We start from the raw sequence: 16,152 nt of genomic DNA on the forward strand, positions 1-16,152 counted from the left end.
GAAGGGCCGCCTTTCTGCTCAAGAAAAAATCCGGAGCATCGTCCGGCACTCTGTTCAGAATGCGGAAGATGTCCGGATTTTTTTCTTCTTATAAAAAGGGCTTATTTATCTTCCAGCATCTTATCATTGAATCCGAACGCCCACGTCAATCCGAAGGCGACACCGATGGCGATGATGTTCGTCAGCAAGTAGAAGATGAAGGAGCTGTCCAGGTACAGCAGGGATCCCGGGATTACCGTGATCGCCATACCGGAAGCCTTCAAGCCTGTGATGGAGGCGAAGAAACCACCGACGGCTCCACCGATGAGACCCATGATGAACGGCTTCATGTAGCGCAGGTTGACACCGAAGATCGCGGGCTCGGTGATACCGAGGAACGCGGACAAAGCGGATGGCAGCGCCAATGCTTTCATTTTCTTCTTCTTCGTCTTCAAGCCGACTGCAAGCGCCGCGCCACCCTGGGCAGCGATCGCTGCTGTGATCAGCGGGTTGAACGCGTTTGAACCAACGCGGTCAAGCAACTGTATCTCAAGCAGGTTGAAGATGTGGTGTACCCCGGTGATAACGATGACCTGGTGAAGTCCACCGATGATCAGTCCACTGATACCAAGCGGAAGTTCCAAGACCCACAGCGTCGCTTCAAAGATACCGTTTTCAACAATATGGAACACAGGTCCGATGATGAACATAGCAAGCGTGATCATGATCAAAAGCACTAAGAATGGTGTAAGAATAAGATCGAGTGCTTCCGGAATCCTTTTTCTCAAGGCTTTCTCCAGTTTCGCCCCGACGATACCGGTGATGAATGCCGGAAGGACGGACCCTTGATAGCCGGTTACCGGAATGAAGCCGAAGAACTCAAGCGGTTCTGCACTTCCGTCGGCAACAGCCCAAGCGTTAGGCAGCGCCGGTGATACGAGCATGAGTCCGATGACGATCCCGAGTATCGGACTGCCTCCGAATACCCTGAAGGTCGACCAGGCGACAAGCGCCGGCAGGAATACAAAGGCCGTATCGGTAAGCACCTGGGTGAACAGGATGAAGTTCTCCGGAATGCTTTCAGGCGTGAGACCGAAGAGCGCGAGAATCGCTTCTTGTGTCAGAAGTCCCCGCAGTCCCATGAACAGACCAGTGGCAACTAGGGCCGGAATGATCGGAACGAAGACGTCTCCGAACGTACGGATCGCACGCTGGAATGAGTTCCCCTGTTTCTTCGCTTCCTGCTTCACTTCTTCCTTCGTAGCTCCCTGCACCTCTTGTTTCATCACTTCTTCATAAATACGGTTGACGGTACCAGTACCGAAGATGACCTGCAGCTGACCGGAGTTATAGAAAGCACCTTTCACTTTATCGATTTCTTCAATGGAAGAAATGTCCGCTTTCTCCTTGTCATGAAGCATGATCCGCAGCCGTGTCGCACAGTGGGCGACAGAGGCGATGTTCTCCTGACCACCAGCTGCTTTGATGACGTCTCTTGCAATTTGAGCGTTATCTGCCATGGTAATTCTCCTTTCGGGTTTTAGTGTGCACGTGTAATCGATTACACATTTCATAAAAAAATTTAGATAGTGAATAATTGCTAATGAAATTGATGTTTATAACCAGGTGTAACTCGTGTGTGAACGATTACATGATTGCGTTTTCAATTAGGACTATACACTATCTCGGACTATTAGTCTATACGTTAACTCCATTTTTTTATTTAAATTTTCTTTTTTTAATTTCTGGAGCAATACGCTCGCCGCTTTCCTCCCAGCTTCTTTGTTGAAATAGTCGACGGTAGTAAGGGACGGGGTCACGTGCTTCGACATCATCGATGCCCCGATGCCGGCAACAGCCATGTCTTCCGGGATCGAGTAGCCCTGTTCCTTCAAATACTCCATCGCACCGATCGCCATCCGATCCGTCACCGCGAACACAGCCGTAGGCTTCGTTTCTTTACTGGCACGGAGGATCCGCTTCATCGCTTCATACCCGGATTCCACACTGAAATCGCCCTCTGTCACCCAATCTTCTTTAATGGTCAGGCCGTTTTCTTTCATTCTATCTCTATATGCCTGTTTTCTCACACGACCGACGGCAGGATCGTCTTCTCCCACGCCGATAAACGCAATCTGTTCATGCCCCTTCTGGATCAGCATGTTCGTCACATCCCCTGCAGCATGGTAGTCGTCATAGACGATCGACGTCACACCGGGAAGCTCCTGGCCGATAGCAAGGAAGGGGACATCTGTATCCTGAATCGCCTGGATCAACGCGTCATTGACGTTCGTCGCAAGCAGGATGATGCCGTCAACATTACGACTTTTCAAAAGGCGGATGTATTCGATTTCCTTCTTTTCATCAAGCTCTGTATTCGTAAGCAGGATTTGGAATCCTTCTTTAGATAAAATTTCATTGATCCCGTTTACGACACGGGTCGATGTTTCTGTACTTAACCGCGGCAGAATGACACCGATGACGCCGGAACGCTTCGTCCGCAGCGACTTCGCTGACTGGCTAGGGATGTAACCGGTTTCTTCGACAATCTTCATAATCCGCTCCCTCGCCTCTTCACTGACATATCCGCTGTCGTTCAATGCGCGTGATACCGTCGTCCGGGAAACGTTCGCCATTTGTGCTATATCATTGATTGTAGTCATTGCTTTCATCCTCCATGGAATCCTTTTCATTTATCATCGTAGAGAAATATGAAGCCGTTGTCCAGAGATAGACAATTTTTAAGGGGAAAGTCGGACAGCGAAGACATGGAAAGTCCCCGGAAAGGAGCTTCCCGGGGACGGATTGACCGAAGAGATTAAGAGTGGCTGTCTAATGATTGGCAGAAATGGTCTTTGAGGATGTGGTACACGGTCGTTTCGTGGAGTACCTGCGGTTCTGTGCCGGCTTGTTCCTTTTCCATGCGCATAACTACGCCGACGCCCTCTTCAATATACTCTTCTTCCCATCCGTCAATCCCAAGCTCCTTGATGACAGAACGGATGACCCGCTCGTATTTCTGCAGCGGACCCGGCAATTGCAAACTAAACCATGACATAACGTATCCCCCTTAATTATCTAGTTCTTTTTTCTTACGCTTCCTTTCCTTTATAATCTACCTTTTGTTTCCAGTCAAGACCTTTCGATATCCTTATATCCCGGGTTTGGCGGGCATGTCGCGGTCGAAGTGTTGATATTGTCAGAATTTTGTAATCAAATTCCCGTTATAGGCCTCTTTTTCTTTTCATTCTTTTTTTTCTTTTATATAGGAAAAAGACGGAGAAAAACTTGGGAACGGTCGAAGCAGTCGCATCTGTTCCCGAAGACGGGTGTAAACCGGCTCGAACCCTGCGGAATCGTCGGATAATTCACTCTTGTACTTACTATGCCTTTCCGTTACAATGTCCTTTATATAAAGAAACATGTATATTTCAGATGGACAGGGGAGTGTGAACGATGAAGAAAACCATTACCGTAGGATTATTGGGATTAGGCACGGTCGGGAGCGGTGTCATAGAGATCCTGCGCGATCATAAAGAACGTATCGAACATAAGACAGGGTGCGATGTCACCATCAAGTCGGTACTCGTCCACGATTTGGATAAACCGCGCGAGCTGCCTTCCGAAACGAAGCTCACGGATCGCTATGAAGACATTACGAGAGATCCGGATATTGATGTCGTCATAGAGGTGATGGGTGGTATCGATCACACATTAGCTGTATTGCTGGAAGCGATCGAGCACGGCAAGCATATCGTGACAGCGAACAAAGACCTTGTCGCCCAGCACGGTGCGGAGCTGTTCGCTGCCTGCCAGCGTCATAACTGCGACCTTTATTATGAAGCGAGTGTTGCAGGCGGTATTCCGATCATCCGCAGCATCATGGATGGATTGTCCTCCGATCGGATCACGAAGATGATGGGGATCGTGAACGGAACGACGAACTTCATTATGACGAAAATGGCGAATGAAGGCGTCGACTTCGACAGCGTATTGAAGGAAGCGCAGGAGCTTGGGTTCGCAGAAGCAGATCCGACAGCAGACGTCGATGGACTGGATGCTGCAAGGAAAATGACGATCCTTTCCATCCTGGGCTTCTCGATGCCGTTCCATTTGGAAGATGTGCATGTCAAAGGAATCCGCGGCATTTCTATTGATGATATCAACTTCGCCCAGGAAATGGGCTACCGCATCAAGCTGATCGGTATTGCGGAGAGCGATCATAACGGTGTATCCGTAAGCGTCGAGCCGACCCTTCTGCCGGCTCAGCATCCGCTCGCATCGGTAAATGATGAATTCAACGCCGTCTACGTCTACGGAGACGCAGTCGGAGAAACGATGTTCTACGGACCGGGCGCAGGCAAGCTGCCGACGGCTACGGCAGTCGTCGCCGATTTGATTTCCGTATTGAAGAACATCCGTCTCGGTACGACCGGCACCTCTTACGTGCAGCCGCAGTTCGCAAAGCAGGTGAAAACGAAGAAAGAACAGCTTGCGAAGAAATACATCCGTCTTCATGTCGATGACAAAGCAGGCATGTTGAGAGATTTGACGAACATTTTCGCAGAATACGATATTTCTTTCGATCAGTTCACCCAGCGTGCAGCGGCCGAGGAAGGCCAACGGGAATTGATGATGGTCACTCATCAGGTAAGCGAAGAAGACTTTGAGAAAGCACTACGCGATTTGCAGGACCTGGATTCGGTGCAGGGCATCGACAGCGTCTACCGCGTAGAAGGGGGCGAATGATATGTGGAAAGGATTAATTGAACAATACGGAGAGTTTCTTCCCGTTACAGATAAGACACCGGCATTGACGTTGTATGAAGGAAACACACCGCTGATTCCGATTCCAACGATTTCTCAGGATCTCGGCATCGAAGGCTATGTGAAATTCGAAGGGTTGAACCCGACCGGATCGTTCAAGGACCGCGGCATGGTGATGGCGATGGCAAAAGCGATCGAAGAAGGCTCCGAGGCGGTCATCTGTGCCTCGACCGGTAACACATCCGCAGCAGCTGCTGCCTTTGCGGCACGCGCCGGCCTCCGCTGCATCGTCGTTATCCCGGACGGGAAAATCGCCGAAGGTAAACTGGCCCAGGCCGTTATGTACGGAGCAGAGATTTTTGCTATCAAAGGAAACTTCGACGACGCCCTTCGCATGGTACGTAAAATCGCAGAAACAGAACCGGTGACGCTTGTAAACTCGGTCAACCCATACCGGATCGAAGGCCAGAAGACAGCCGCTTTCGAAATCTGTGACGTCCTCGGCGGTGCTCCGGATATTCTGAGCATCCCTGTCGGCAACGCCGGTAACATTACGGCCTACTGGAAAGGTTTCAAGGAATATAACGAAACGAAACAGACCGGCCTTCCTAAAATGATGGGCTTTGAAGCGAGCGGTTCTGCCGCCATCGTCCGCAACCAGGTCATCGACAATCCGGAGACGCTTGCGACAGCCATCCGGATCGGAAACCCGGCAAGTTGGGACAAAGCGATTGAGGCGCGTGATGAATCGAACGGCCTGATCGATGAAGTGACGGATGAAGAAATCATCGAAGCGTATCAGCTGCTGGCCGAGAAGGAAGGCGTCTTCGCGGAGCCTGCCTCCTGTGCTTCCATCGCCGGCATGATCAAGAAAGTGAAAGACGGCACGATTCCGCAAGGCTCGAAAATCGTCCACGTCCTGACAGGAAACGGACTCAAGGACCCGACGACAGCGATCCAGCACAGCCCGGTCAAACCGACCCTTATTGAAAACGATTATGAAGTCTTCGCATCGGCGGTCACAGGAGTCCAATCATGACCCGCTTCCAGATCCAGGTTCCCGCGACATCCGCGAACCTCGGGCCTGGATTCGACTCTGTCGGCATCGCCTTAACGAAGTTCGTCACGCTCGACTGCCGTCCGGCCGATGAATGGCACTTTGCCGTTCCCGAAGAAGACCAGCCTTATATCCCGTCCGGCAAAACGAATCTCGTCTATCAAACGGCGCTCCATACAGCCAAGGTCCATGGACACGATTCCCTGCCTCCGACGCATGTGACGATGACGAACGACGTTCCGATCGCCCGCGGGCTCGGAAGTTCCTCGACAGCGGTCGTCGGCGGCATCGAACTTGCCAACCAGCTGCTCGATCTTCGTTTGAGCGATTATGATAAATTCAAGATCGCCTGTGAGATTGAAGGGCATCCCGACAATGTCGGCCCGGCGATCTACGGTGGTATCATGGTCTCGAATTATGATAACGGCGCTCTTGATTACGTCCACTTCACCGATGGACTGGATGATTTGACGTGGCTCGCCGTCATTCCGAACTACCATTTGAAGACAGAGAAAGCCCGCGGTCTTCTGCCTGTCGAGCTTCCTTACAAAGAAGCCGTCAATAACAGCGGCAGTGCCAACGTACTCGTCGCAGCGCTTGCGACGAAGAACTGGGAGCTTGCCGGCCGGATGATGAAGAGCGACCGCTGGCACCAGCCTTACCGCCAGGCTCTCATTCCGGGCTTCACTGACGTTGAGAAAGCGACCACAGACGCAGGAGCTCTCGGCTTCTATATCAGCGGCGCAGGCCCGACGATGCTCGCCCTCTTCGACGAGTGGGACGAAGCGAAAGCGGCACGCTTGAAGCAAGAGCTTACAGACTTCCAAGTCGAGCCGCTCCAAGCTCACCTGACAGGCGTCACCGTCCACAAACAGACCGAAGCGAAGCACTGTTAAACGGTTTAGCTGTTAGCCGCCGCTGATGATTTCCGTGCAGGGCTGCGCTTTCCGCGGGCGGCCGGCGAGCCTCCTCAGAGCTCCGCTCTTCCGGGGTCTCTCCTGTCTCGCTTTTCCCGCAGGAGTCTTCGCCCTGCCCTCCAATCATCAGCTGGTTAAACTTAAAGCTAATAAAAAACCGAACGCGATCCCTTTATTCAAAGGTGGACGCCGTTCGGTTTTTTTATCCTTTATTGTAGGTGGGTTAATCAAGGCGGAAAGCGCAGCCCTGCCCGCAGCCCCCCGGCGGCAGCCGAAAAAACCCTAAGCGCGCTTCCCAAACCGCCAAATGACCAAAATAAGCAGCGCACCGATCAAACCTCCGAAGCTGTCTAGCACCACATCCCCGATGTAAGGCGTCCGGTCCGGCGTCAACGACTGATGAAACTCATCAAACGAAGCGTACAGCACCGTAATCACAAACGCTGCTCCAAGCTTCGGCAAAAGCCGCAGACTCGTCAGCTTATGTAATGCGAGAAACGACGTCACCATCAACAGAAGAAACACCGTCACATGTGCCGCTTTTCGGATCAAGAATTCCACAAGCCCAGCCGGCCCGTGACTGGCAAGGTTCACCGGCTTGCCGTGGTACATGAAATCAATCGGCTCAAGAACAGGCTTCATCGCGTCTAGAGGAAGGTAGGACATCAGCGATGGACGCAGGTCCTGATCTCCATACGGCGTCGCCGAACTGTAAAAAATAATCCCCATGACGAGGAGCACGGGTATAATCCAAAACTTATTATTTTTTGACAACTTATTCACACTTTCTATCACTCTATTTATTTGATATATCAACATTTTACAATAAAACCCCATTTAAGCAATAGAATGAAATTTGTATCAAAAGATTTATATATAGTACTATTAATGACGATAGAATTTGTATACAATGGTAACTAGAGAAAGAAAAGGGGGATTCAACATGGCAAAGAAGAGTAAACAATACGATTACGACCTTGCAGAAGTGAAGCGTTTGATCGGGGAGACAGATAAAAACTACCGGGAGATCGCTCAGGAGACAGGCTGTCCTTATGCGAGCGTCGTTTACCATGGTCGTAAAATCCGCGGACGCGTCAACCGTATCCGTCAAGAGGAAATGAATGCGGAGCTGAATCAGGCACCTGTATTCACGATCAAGGAAGAACCGAAAGAGAATACGAACCTGTTGTCTGGCGGGACAGCACTAAGCATCTCAAGAAATGATATCCACATCCAGGACGCAGAGCAAGAGGCAGCGAAGATGATCAAAGCGGCACGTGCACTCGGCCTTACTAAAATTAACATCACGATTGATCGATAAACGCGCACGAAAGTCCTGGGGACGCGTTCTTCAGGGCTTTTATGCCTCAAGCTTCAGCCCCTTCAGCTTCCTTCTTGCATGTCTTCCCCAATTCTTCACCGCATCGATCGTCACTCCTTCCAAACTAGCGATCTGCTTAAGCGAACGATCGTGAATGAAATGATGATAGACCCATTTCCACTGATTGTCCGTCAGCGGATTCCGCACTTGAATCCAGAAGTACTCATCTTCTATTACATCTTCCCACAGAGACGCGTCCGTGCTGCTTAAACTGCGCCGGCACAGCGTCTCTTTTTCCTGTGTCCGGGAATCTTTGCGGATGAGATCGATCAGCGCGTTCCTGATCTTCCAGCTGAGATACGTCTCCCACTTACCCGCCGCCGGATCATACGTCCGGGAGGCGTTCCACACCGCCACCATCCCTTCTGCAAAAAAATCCCCGTTCCTATCCATGATGTGAAGCCTTCGGATGTGATAATGAATCAGCTTCTTACTATCCGCAACCAACTGACTGAATTGCTCATCGATCACAGTGCCACCCCTTCCATTTTTTAACGTTCATACTATAATCGTTAAAAAATGGATTTTTGGTGTCATATACCTATCAATTTCTTGATTTTCAACTAAAAAAAGCTGTTAAACTTCCATTTTCGCTTTCCTTTTCCTATGAAATGGAAGATAATGATAGGTAGAAAGGAGTGTAAAATGAGCCACATCCCCTCGTTTTTCTGCTGTCAAAACCTCGTCTACCAAATCCTTCACCGCCACAAGATTCCTGAGCCTTATGAAGACTACTGCCAGGAGGCCTATTTCATCTACAAACACTGTGAAGAAACCTACGATTCTTCCCGAGGCAAGTTCTCCACCTACTATTTCCACCATCTCTCCTGGAAGCTCCTCAGCCATCTCCAATCCAAGCGCCGGCTGCAGCTGATTTCCACAACCCAGCATCCCCCTTTCCCTCATCCAAAAAACGACCTCCATGACCGGATGTTCCTGCTTGATCTCTCCCTTCACGCTAACCTCACCGCACTGGAACAAAGCACCTGCCTGCTTGCGATGGCAGGCTACCGGACCTATGAAATTGCGGGAAAGATCGGCAAAAGCGAATCGACCGTCCTCCGCCTCCGCAAAAGTTTGCGCGAGAAACTATCCTCTGCTTCTATCCTCGTTTATACTTGTAATAGAAAGGGAAAATAAATCCACTAAATCCAACGGAAAACGGAGGAATCAGCATTGGAAGCTTCCACTCGATCTCTATCTCCTCTCACCAAGATTTGGCTGGACGATACACCGACTACGTTCACTCACGCTTTCCTGGAGCGGCTCGCGTATGAATGGATGGTCGAAATCGTCAATCCCTACCCCATCCCCATCATGGAAACGAAGGAGTACGTCACCCACATATCCGTCGAGCAGGCAGACGGGCTGCTTTATTCCAAATTACCGATCGAATCCTACAACATCGAAGTCGGCAATGAATTCACGGTCTACCGTTTCTACATGTATGCGCCGGACTGAGTCCGGAAGATGTTATAATGGCAGGGACGAATGATGGAAAGGAAGAGTTTATGTTTCATCTAGGCTTTGCAGCGTTTTTTCTAATCTTCATCATCCTTGGATGGTTCACCGATATGATTGAGCTGTCGTCGTTCAGCATGATCGTTGCGATCGCGCTGTTTTTCACGAATATTTATATGTTCTTGAAGTCGAGGAAAGAAGACAAGGAAAAGACGCCGTCTTAAATACGAAAAGCCCCCGTCCGAATGGAACGGGGGCTTTTTTCCGTTTGTGTAAAAACTTCGTTTAAATATAATAACCAAATCGAACTCAAGACAATGGGCTTTTCCGAAAAAGTTATACAGCTTTAAAACACCATCTACACTTGTGTAAACCTCGGCATGAAAGACTCCTGCGGGAGGTGTGGCACAGGTGAGACCCCGGAAGAGCAACGCGATGATGAGGCTCAGCGGCCGCCCCGCGGAAAGCGCCCCCTTTCCTGCAGCCCGCTCTCGCCACGTTATTTTTGTCAAAATACCCTTTACGTCAGTATATTGAGAACGATCGGGATAGTGACGACGCTTAGGAGCGTGGTCATGAGCGTGATGCTTGAGACGAGTTCAGGCTTCGAATCGAACTGGACGGCATACATCGTCGTCGTAGCCGCAGAAGGCATGGCTGCCGATACGATCAGCACGTTCGCCATCAGATCCCCCATTGGCAGGATCACCGTCAGCGCCCAGGCGATAAGCGGGGAGACAAGCAGCCGGACCGAAACCGCATAGGAAACTTTGTCCCAGGCCAGGTTCTTCACGGTGATGTTGGCAAGCTGCATCCCGAGCAGGATCATGACGGTCGGAATCTGGGCGTTCCCGACGAGCTCGATGCTCGACATGATATTATCGGAAATCGAAAGCGGCGTATATTTGAACACGAGTGCGAGCCAGATCGCATGCGTCGGCGGCATTTTGGCCACCTGCTTCAAAGCCATCGTAATGCCGGCTGTTCCCTTTGCTGCGTAATAGACGCCGAAGAAATTCATGACGATCTGCTGAAGCACCATGAACGAGACGGAATAAACGAAGCCCTGCTCTCCGAAGGCGAACAGGACAATCGGCGCCCCGTAATTCCCGGCGTTCATAAAGGCCGTGGATAAAATCAGTCCGCTTTCCGTCGGTGTATCGTAGCGGAGCACCTTTGCCCCGATTTTGTTGACAGCGAGGATGGCGATCAACAGAAACACCGAGAAAAGGACCATCAGGAAGTAATTGCGGTCAAACGTCGCTTCGTAGAACGTCTTGAAGACGAGGCACGGAAGCATGATATAGAGAGCGACCGTCGAAATCGACTTGATTTCGAGGCGCAGTACTTTTTGTAGGACGAACCCGGTACAGAAGATCAGTACGACAGGAAGTACTACCTGAAAGAAAATTGCCATTATATAACCACCCTGTCTGTTAAATACTAGAACTCTACTAGTTTATCAGAAATATCGGCCCTTGTTAGCTTCGGGATGAGGAAAATTTCTTGCTCCCTATGAATTGGAAATGTTATCGTTTACAATAGATGATAGAGTTATTGAAATCGTTCTCATATAGAAAGGAAGTCAGAAATGAATTACGTCATAGGCTTAGATTTAGGTACGACAAGCAGCAAATCCGTCGTGTTCGAGGAAAATGGACACGTCGTCGCAGAGCATGAAGTTGCATACCCGCTCCATCACCCGCAGGTCGGCTATGCCGAACAGGACCCGCTTGTGATCGAAAAGGCAGCGCTGGAATCGATCCGTCTCAGCGTCGCCGGACTCGATGCCGATAAGATCGTCGGTGTCGGTCTCTCCTCGGCTATGCATTCCCTGATCTGTACCGATGAAAGCGGAGCTCCCTTGTCGCCTTCCATCATCTGGGCGGACGCCCGCAGCTCGGAACAGGCGTCACACCTGAAGGAAGAACATCCCGACGTCTATTTGCGGACAGGCACGCCGCTTCACCCGATGTCTCCGCTCTCCAAGCTTGTTTGGATGAAGGAGAACGGGTATGAACCGTGTGGACAGGCCGCTTATTATATTTCTGTGAAGGAATTCCTGCTTTACCGCTGGTTCGGCGAGAAAGTCGTCGATTACTCGGTCGCCGCTGCGACAGGCCTTTATAACATCCACAGCAACGAATGGGATGAGGAGACACTTGCAATCGCCGGCATCAGCGAAGAACAGCTCTTCTCCCCGGTGCCGCCGACCTACACGATGGAAGGCATGGATGCAGCCATCGCAGAGAAAGCAGGCTTGAAGTCCTCCACCCCGTTCGTCATCGGCGGAAGCGACGGTCCGCTTGCCAATCTCGGTATCGGCGCCATCCAGCCGGGAGAAACAGCCATCACAATCGGTACAAGCGGTGCGATCCGCCAGTTCTCGAAGGAGCCGCTTCTTGACGAAAAACAGGAGATCTTCTCCTACCGTTTCTCTGATGACCTTTGGATTACAGGCGGTCCTTCCAACAACGGCGGCCTCGTTCTTCAATGGGTCCAGCGCCTGTTCGAAAACAAAGGTGAAGAAATGTCGATCGAAGAGCTGACGGAGCTTGCCGGTTCGGTCGCCCCGGGTGCAGACAACCTGCTGTTCCTGCCTTACCTGAACGGAGAACGCGCTCCATTTTGGCAGGCGGAAGCGAAAGGATCCTTCATCGGTCTGACGCCGAACCACCGCAAAGAGCACATGACCCGTGCCGCTATGGAAGGAGTACTCTTCTCGGTGCTGCACATCGCAAGTGCCCTCGAGCGCCTTGGAAACAGTCACGACCGCATCTTTGCAAGCGGAGGATTCGCCCGCTCGCCGTTATGGGTGCAGATGGTCGCCGATATGTTCAACAAACGAATCGACATTCCCGTCAGTCACCAAAGCTCTGCTTGGGGTGCTGCCTGGGTCGCTCTCTATGCCCTGGGGCTTACGGACAGCTTGGAGGCAATCAAGGATTCCATTCCGATGCAGGAGCACTATACGCCCGATCCCGAACGTCATGAGACATACAAGAAACTCTTCGACGTCTACCAATCGGTCTCCGGTAAGCTGCAGGACGACTTCTTCCGTCTTCACCAGCTGTCATAAATGATAAATCCCCGCTCAGGATTCCCGAGCGGGGATTTATCATTTTAAGCCTTCATCCGAGATACGAGGCTAATAACCTCCAAACGCCCTTTTATCCGTTCACTCTCTGTTTCCTGGCTGCTTCCTGATGGTCCTGTTTATGGACGTTATACATCCACGCCTTATCTTCGTCCATCATCCGCTTCGCTGCATAAACGAGCAGGAACTGGACAAGAATGATCGGCAGCCCCATCAACCCCGACACGACGTTCAGCGGAGCGAGGCCGCCGACACGCATCAGGATGAGAGCGAAGACGGTGATAATAGCTGCGATAAGGATACGCAGGACCCGCGGCGGTTCGAACCGGCTCATATCACGGGTACTTGTATAAGCAGCAACCGTGTACGTCGTCGAATCGAGCGTTGTCGTCAGGAAAATAAGGGCGACGATCATAAAGATAACGATTGCGATATTTCCAAACGGCAGCGTTGCCAAAATATCCGGAATGGCAGCCATCCGGTCCTTTTCTTCAACAAGCTCAAGCACAGACAGATCACCGGATAAATAGCGGTGCACGCCTAAGCCGCCGAGAACCCCCGTAGCGACCCATGAAAGGGCTGTCGGTGCCAAAAGGTAGGTAAGGATCATTTCCTTGATCGTCCTCCCCCTCGAAATCTTCGCTGCAAACACGCTGTGCAGCATAGCCCATGTCGCACTGTAGGCGAACCAGAAGACCGTGTTGCTCTGGATATGGGAGGCACCGCCCTGATGGACCGAGTCAGTATTCAGAGACAGGTTCAAATAGTTGGAAACGAGGAAAGAGACACTGTCCGAGAAATAATTCAGGATGAACACTCCAGGCCCGGCAACCAGAACGAAGACCGCAAAGATTCCGGCAAGGTACATGTTCCACGTACTGAGTCGTTTGATCCCTTTTTCAACACCTAAATATGCACTTAAGGAAAACAAAAAGACCCAGATGATCGTAACGATCAGCGTCAGCGTAAAGGTGACGGGAATGTTCAATAAATGAGATAAATTCTGTGTTATGATCGGTGCTCCCAACCCGAGTGTCACCGCGGCGCCGGCAAGGATGCTGACCAGAAACAGCATATCGAGGAGCTTACCGCCGATGCCTTCTGTGAAGCGGTCTCCAAACAGGGAGCGGCACGCTTCTGATATCCGCAGGAGCGGCCGTTTTTTTACATGCAGGATATACCCCATCGCCGGGGCAATCATGACGAAGATCGCAAACACTTGGAAGCCCCAGAGGAACATGCTGTAGGCGTTTCCCCACAACAGGGATTCCGGTGAACCGGCCTCCACTCCTGCCGGCGGATCGTTCGCAACCGACGTCCACTGCAGCATTCCCGTCCGCATGATCGTCGAGCCCACCCCCATGGCAATCAGGATGGCTGCATAAGAAAACAGCGATAATCGCGGCTTTTCCTGCGGGTCACCGAGGACGACCTTCCCATACTTGGAGAAGGAAAAATAAAGCGCCGCCCCCGTTATCAGGATTCCGTACCACAAGTACCCCCAGCCGAACATATTTACTATGTAATCAAAAACAGCGTTTAACCATTTCAGTGACTCTTCTTCAAAGAGGACGAATGGAACACTGACCGCCGCCATCATAAGAAGCGACGGCACAAAAATCTTATAATCCACCAATCTCTTGCTTTTCATCGAATCCTCCTAATCTTATTCCCCTTTTTTCTTAACGGGTCTACTCCCCTCTACCCGCTGATAAATATGCTATAACGGAATAATAAAAAGGTTTTTTACTATTTTTTTGCCGAAGGATCCTTATATGAATTTTTTTTACGAACAGCCCATGTTCAATCTGTAATGGAACATTCTTATTGTTTTTTTAGTGTCAAAAAGTGGTACATGAAACAGTAATCAAAAACATCGGAAGAGAAGATGTGGAATATGTCGCCATTGGGACAAAAGTATCTACTTCCAATGAAGATATTTCATTCACCCGTGAACATTTATCATTAGCCACAAATACAGGAGAGGAAATAAGCTCTCCAAATGCTTTTATGAGTGATGGTCTAAACAAAGATGTACTCGGTGAAAATGAGTTAATTAGAGTCTTCACATTCTTCCTGGAAGAATCAGATGTTGATGATATTAATGAATTAACCCTCCATATCCAAGCTCCCCAAAATAGTGATGAAGAACCTCTGGGAGAAGATATAGATGTGGATATTACTTTCTAGGTAGGTGAATGTCATGGAAGCCACCCTCTTTTATTCTGCCATTATCCTAATTCCTTCTTTTCTAATTTTTTTAGCTATAAAAAGGATTACGCTAAAATAATGGATCAAAATGAAAAAAGAATGGAATTACAAAATGAAATACTTAAGGAATTGAGAGAAATCAAAAACAAGCTTGGTTAAAAGAGTGCTTTACTTAATTGGACTCTCAAAGTCAAAAAGCCGGCTCCCTTGATGTAAGAGGACCGGCTTTTAAATACTTACTATAATTTAATTATTATTCTCCAACCATCCCATCCCCATCATTATCTCTCATGTACGGATACAACCAATGATCGTCCGTGATCGGCATGCTGAAACCGGCGTCTTTCGCTTCTTGAATGGTTACTTGACCATTGCCGTTCGTATCAATGCTCGAAACATCCCCTTCTTCCATGGAACGAGAACTGTCCTCCGCATTCGAAGGTTCGCTGTCCCCTGTTAAACCCAACGACTCATTGACTTCATCCGGGTTGACATTTTCGAAAGTGTCTACAACCTCGCTGCCGTTTATCGTGTAAGTATATTGATACTCGGAAGGGATCTGCGTTTCCGTATCCGGGTACGAAATCACGGCTTCAAAGTTAGTTGCGCCTCCGGCTTTGCTTATCATATTCTCCATGTACGATTGGTCGCCATGACGGTTCAGCGTACTTTCCTGAGGGGTAATATTATAAGCATTAGACACCCCTCCCAAAGAGTCTGCAATAACATGACCTTCGTCTAACACATCACTTTCGACACCTGGTACTTTCGCTTCGTCCGAAAAATATCTACCACTGGATAAGACAGGTTCTTTGTCATCATCCTGGAGAATAATTTCATCCGCAACGACTCTTATTAATTGACCATGCTCATTCGTAAATGCCCAGTACTCTCTGTCACCAAACCCTATGTCTACGACAACATTTGATTCCCTTTCCCCGCTTAGATCACCGCCGTCCACCTCAAGGAGTTCGTATCCTTCAAACGGTGCATCATTCGTTTCGGACGTATCTTGATCAACAACCGCCGAGGCCGTTTCTTCCTGCTGATCCGTCCCTTCCTCTTTCATAGATGTATCTTCAACATTCGCACATCCAGTGATAAAGAAAAACAGGAAAAGTACGATAAAAAACTTTGCTTTCTCTTTCATTTCAGACCCTCCTATTTAAGTTTTTTTGCAATAGACGCCCGCCCTTGTTAAACAAACAGCTGATTGCAGATTAGAAAACAAGATCAAGTGCTTATAAGACTTGTTTCCTTGTGCCCGTTCTTTTTACATTAT

Annotated in this window: 17 protein-coding genes; 8 read left to right on the forward strand and 9 right to left on the reverse strand. The window is 49.8% G+C overall.

Annotated elements, in window-relative coordinates; all coding sequences use genetic code 11:
• Window positions 1–101 precede the first annotated feature (101 nt).
• The 3 genes from M662_RS16845 to M662_RS16855 form a co-directional block, all read right to left on the reverse strand.
• Window positions 102–1,499, reverse strand: coding sequence for a sucrose-specific PTS transporter subunit IIBC (locus M662_RS16845; protein WP_026577915.1), 1,398 nt, complete (start codon window positions 1,497–1,499; stop codon window positions 102–104).
• Window positions 1,500–1,652: 153 nt separating this feature from the next.
• Window positions 1,653–2,642 (reverse strand): LacI family DNA-binding transcriptional regulator, encoded by a 990-nt coding sequence (locus M662_RS16850; protein WP_026577914.1) that lies wholly within the window; start codon window positions 2,640–2,642, stop codon window positions 1,653–1,655.
• A 155-nt stretch (window positions 2,643–2,797) separates the two neighbouring features.
• The gene (locus M662_RS16855) at window positions 2,798–3,037 is read right to left on the reverse strand and encodes a hypothetical protein (RefSeq protein WP_008632917.1); all 240 of its coding nucleotides are present in this window, start codon (window positions 3,035–3,037) and stop codon (window positions 2,798–2,800) included.
• Between the two features lie 398 nt (window positions 3,038–3,435).
• Between M662_RS16855 and M662_RS16860 the strand changes: the two genes are divergently transcribed.
• Genes M662_RS16860 through thrB form a run of 3 tightly spaced genes read left to right on the forward strand, consistent with a single transcriptional unit; the run spans window position 3,436 to window position 6,699 of the window.
• Window positions 3,436–4,728 carry a homoserine dehydrogenase gene (locus M662_RS16860; protein ID WP_008632919.1) on the forward strand — a complete coding sequence of 431 codons (1,293 nt, stop codon included), beginning with the start codon at window positions 3,436–3,438 and terminating at the stop codon, window positions 4,726–4,728.
• Between the two features lies 1 nt (window position 4,729).
• Window positions 4,730–5,785, forward strand: coding sequence for a threonine synthase (gene thrC, locus M662_RS16865; protein ID WP_008632920.1), 1,056 nt, complete (start codon window positions 4,730–4,732; stop codon window positions 5,783–5,785).
• Entirely contained in the window at window positions 5,782–6,699 is a 918-nt protein-coding gene (thrB, locus tag M662_RS16870) for a homoserine kinase (RefSeq protein WP_026577913.1), read from the forward strand. The genes thrC and thrB overlap by 4 nt, the downstream gene beginning before the upstream one ends.
• Window positions 6,700–7,002: 303 nt before the next feature.
• Here thrB and M662_RS16875 read toward each other — a convergent pair whose 3' ends face one another.
• Window positions 7,003–7,494: a VanZ family protein gene (locus M662_RS16875; protein ID WP_035388166.1), complete on the reverse strand. Its 492-nt coding sequence runs from the start codon at window positions 7,492–7,494 to the stop codon at window positions 7,003–7,005.
• Between the two features lie 169 nt (window positions 7,495–7,663).
• Here M662_RS16875 and M662_RS16880 point away from each other — a divergent pair, with 169 nt between their 5' ends.
• The gene (locus M662_RS16880; RefSeq protein ID WP_008632926.1) at window positions 7,664–8,041 is read left to right on the forward strand and encodes a hypothetical protein; all 378 of its coding nucleotides are present in this window, start codon (window positions 7,664–7,666) and stop codon (window positions 8,039–8,041) included.
• Window positions 8,042–8,080: 39 nt separating this feature from the next.
• Here the strand turns inward: M662_RS16880 and M662_RS16885 are convergent, their stop codons facing one another.
• On the reverse strand, window positions 8,081–8,572 hold the full coding sequence (locus M662_RS16885) for a sigma-70 family RNA polymerase sigma factor (RefSeq protein WP_026577911.1): 492 nt from the start codon (window positions 8,570–8,572) through the stop codon (window positions 8,081–8,083).
• Window positions 8,573–8,677: 105 nt separating this feature from the next.
• A complete protein-coding gene (locus M662_RS16890) occupies window positions 8,678–9,082 on the reverse strand; it encodes a hypothetical protein (protein ID WP_062514804.1) in 405 nt (134 codons plus the stop codon).
• Window positions 9,083–9,277: 195 nt separating this feature from the next.
• On the opposite strand from M662_RS16890, the gene M662_RS16895 reads away from it, so the two are divergent.
• A complete protein-coding gene (locus M662_RS16895) occupies window positions 9,278–9,562 on the forward strand; it encodes a hypothetical protein (RefSeq protein ID WP_026577909.1) in 285 nt (94 codons plus the stop codon).
• Between the two features lie 17 nt (window positions 9,563–9,579).
• A complete protein-coding gene (locus M662_RS16900; RefSeq protein ID WP_008632930.1) occupies window positions 9,580–9,786 on the forward strand; it encodes a hypothetical protein in 207 nt (68 codons plus the stop codon).
• A 296-nt stretch (window positions 9,787–10,082) separates the two neighbouring features.
• Here the strand turns inward: M662_RS16900 and M662_RS16905 are convergent, their stop codons facing one another.
• Entirely contained in the window at window positions 10,083–10,979 is an 897-nt protein-coding gene (locus M662_RS16905; RefSeq protein ID WP_026577908.1) for an AEC family transporter, read from the reverse strand.
• Between the two features lie 174 nt (window positions 10,980–11,153).
• Between M662_RS16905 and M662_RS16910 the strand changes: the two genes are divergently transcribed.
• The gene (locus tag M662_RS16910) at window positions 11,154–12,641 is read left to right on the forward strand and encodes a gluconokinase (RefSeq protein ID WP_008632932.1); all 1,488 of its coding nucleotides are present in this window, start codon (window positions 11,154–11,156) and stop codon (window positions 12,639–12,641) included.
• A 91-nt stretch (window positions 12,642–12,732) separates the two neighbouring features.
• On the opposite strand, the gene M662_RS16915 is transcribed toward M662_RS16910, so the two are convergent.
• Window positions 12,733–14,310: a BCCT family transporter gene (locus tag M662_RS16915; RefSeq protein WP_026577907.1), complete on the reverse strand. Its 1,578-nt coding sequence runs from the start codon at window positions 14,308–14,310 to the stop codon at window positions 12,733–12,735.
• A gap of 197 nt (window positions 14,311–14,507) precedes the next feature.
• Here M662_RS16915 and M662_RS16920 point away from each other — a divergent pair, with 197 nt between their 5' ends.
• The gene (locus M662_RS16920; protein WP_026577906.1) at window positions 14,508–14,849 is read left to right on the forward strand and encodes a hypothetical protein; all 342 of its coding nucleotides are present in this window, start codon (window positions 14,508–14,510) and stop codon (window positions 14,847–14,849) included.
• Between the two features lie 274 nt (window positions 14,850–15,123).
• Here the strand turns inward: M662_RS16920 and M662_RS16925 are convergent, their stop codons facing one another.
• Window positions 15,124–16,020, reverse strand: a complete 897-nt coding sequence (locus tag M662_RS16925; protein WP_026577905.1) for a DNA/RNA non-specific endonuclease — start codon at window positions 16,018–16,020, stop codon at window positions 15,124–15,126.
• Between the last annotated feature and the right edge of the window lie 132 nt (window positions 16,021–16,152).

It is taken from the genome of Bacillus sp. SB49 (genome assembly GCF_000469135.2).
Taxonomy (GTDB): domain Bacteria; phylum Bacillota; class Bacilli; order Bacillales; family Halobacillaceae; genus Halobacillus.

Coding starts and splice junctions, on each gene's coding strand:
- M662_RS16880 (WP_008632926.1), top strand. CDS start 7,664: ATGGCAAAGAAGAGTAAACAATACGATTACGACCTTGCAGAAGTGAAG.
- thrC (WP_008632920.1), top strand. CDS start 4,730: ATGTGGAAAGGATTAATTGAACAATACGGAGAGTTTCTTCCCGTTACA.
- M662_RS16900 (WP_008632930.1), top strand. CDS start 9,580: ATGGCAGGGACGAATGATGGAAAGGAAGAGTTTATGTTTCATCTAGGC.
- thrB (WP_026577913.1), top strand. CDS start 5,782: ATGACCCGCTTCCAGATCCAGGTTCCCGCGACATCCGCGAACCTCGGG.
- M662_RS16910 (WP_008632932.1), top strand. CDS start 11,154: ATGAATTACGTCATAGGCTTAGATTTAGGTACGACAAGCAGCAAATCC.
- M662_RS16845 (WP_026577915.1), bottom strand. CDS start 1,499: ATGGCAGATAACGCTCAAATTGCAAGAGACGTCATCAAAGCAGCTGGT.
- M662_RS16850 (WP_026577914.1), bottom strand. CDS start 2,642: ATGACTACAATCAATGATATAGCACAAATGGCGAACGTTTCCCGGACG.
- M662_RS16925 (WP_026577905.1), bottom strand. CDS start 16,020: ATGAAAGAGAAAGCAAAGTTTTTTATCGTACTTTTCCTGTTTTTCTTT.
- M662_RS16915 (WP_026577907.1), bottom strand. CDS start 14,310: ATGAAAAGCAAGAGATTGGTGGATTATAAGATTTTTGTGCCGTCGCTT.
- M662_RS16855 (WP_008632917.1), bottom strand. CDS start 3,037: ATGTCATGGTTTAGTTTGCAATTGCCGGGTCCGCTGCAGAAATACGAG.
- M662_RS16860 (WP_008632919.1), top strand. CDS start 3,436: ATGAAGAAAACCATTACCGTAGGATTATTGGGATTAGGCACGGTCGGG.
- M662_RS16905 (WP_026577908.1), bottom strand. CDS start 10,979: ATGGCAATTTTCTTTCAGGTAGTACTTCCTGTCGTACTGATCTTCTGT.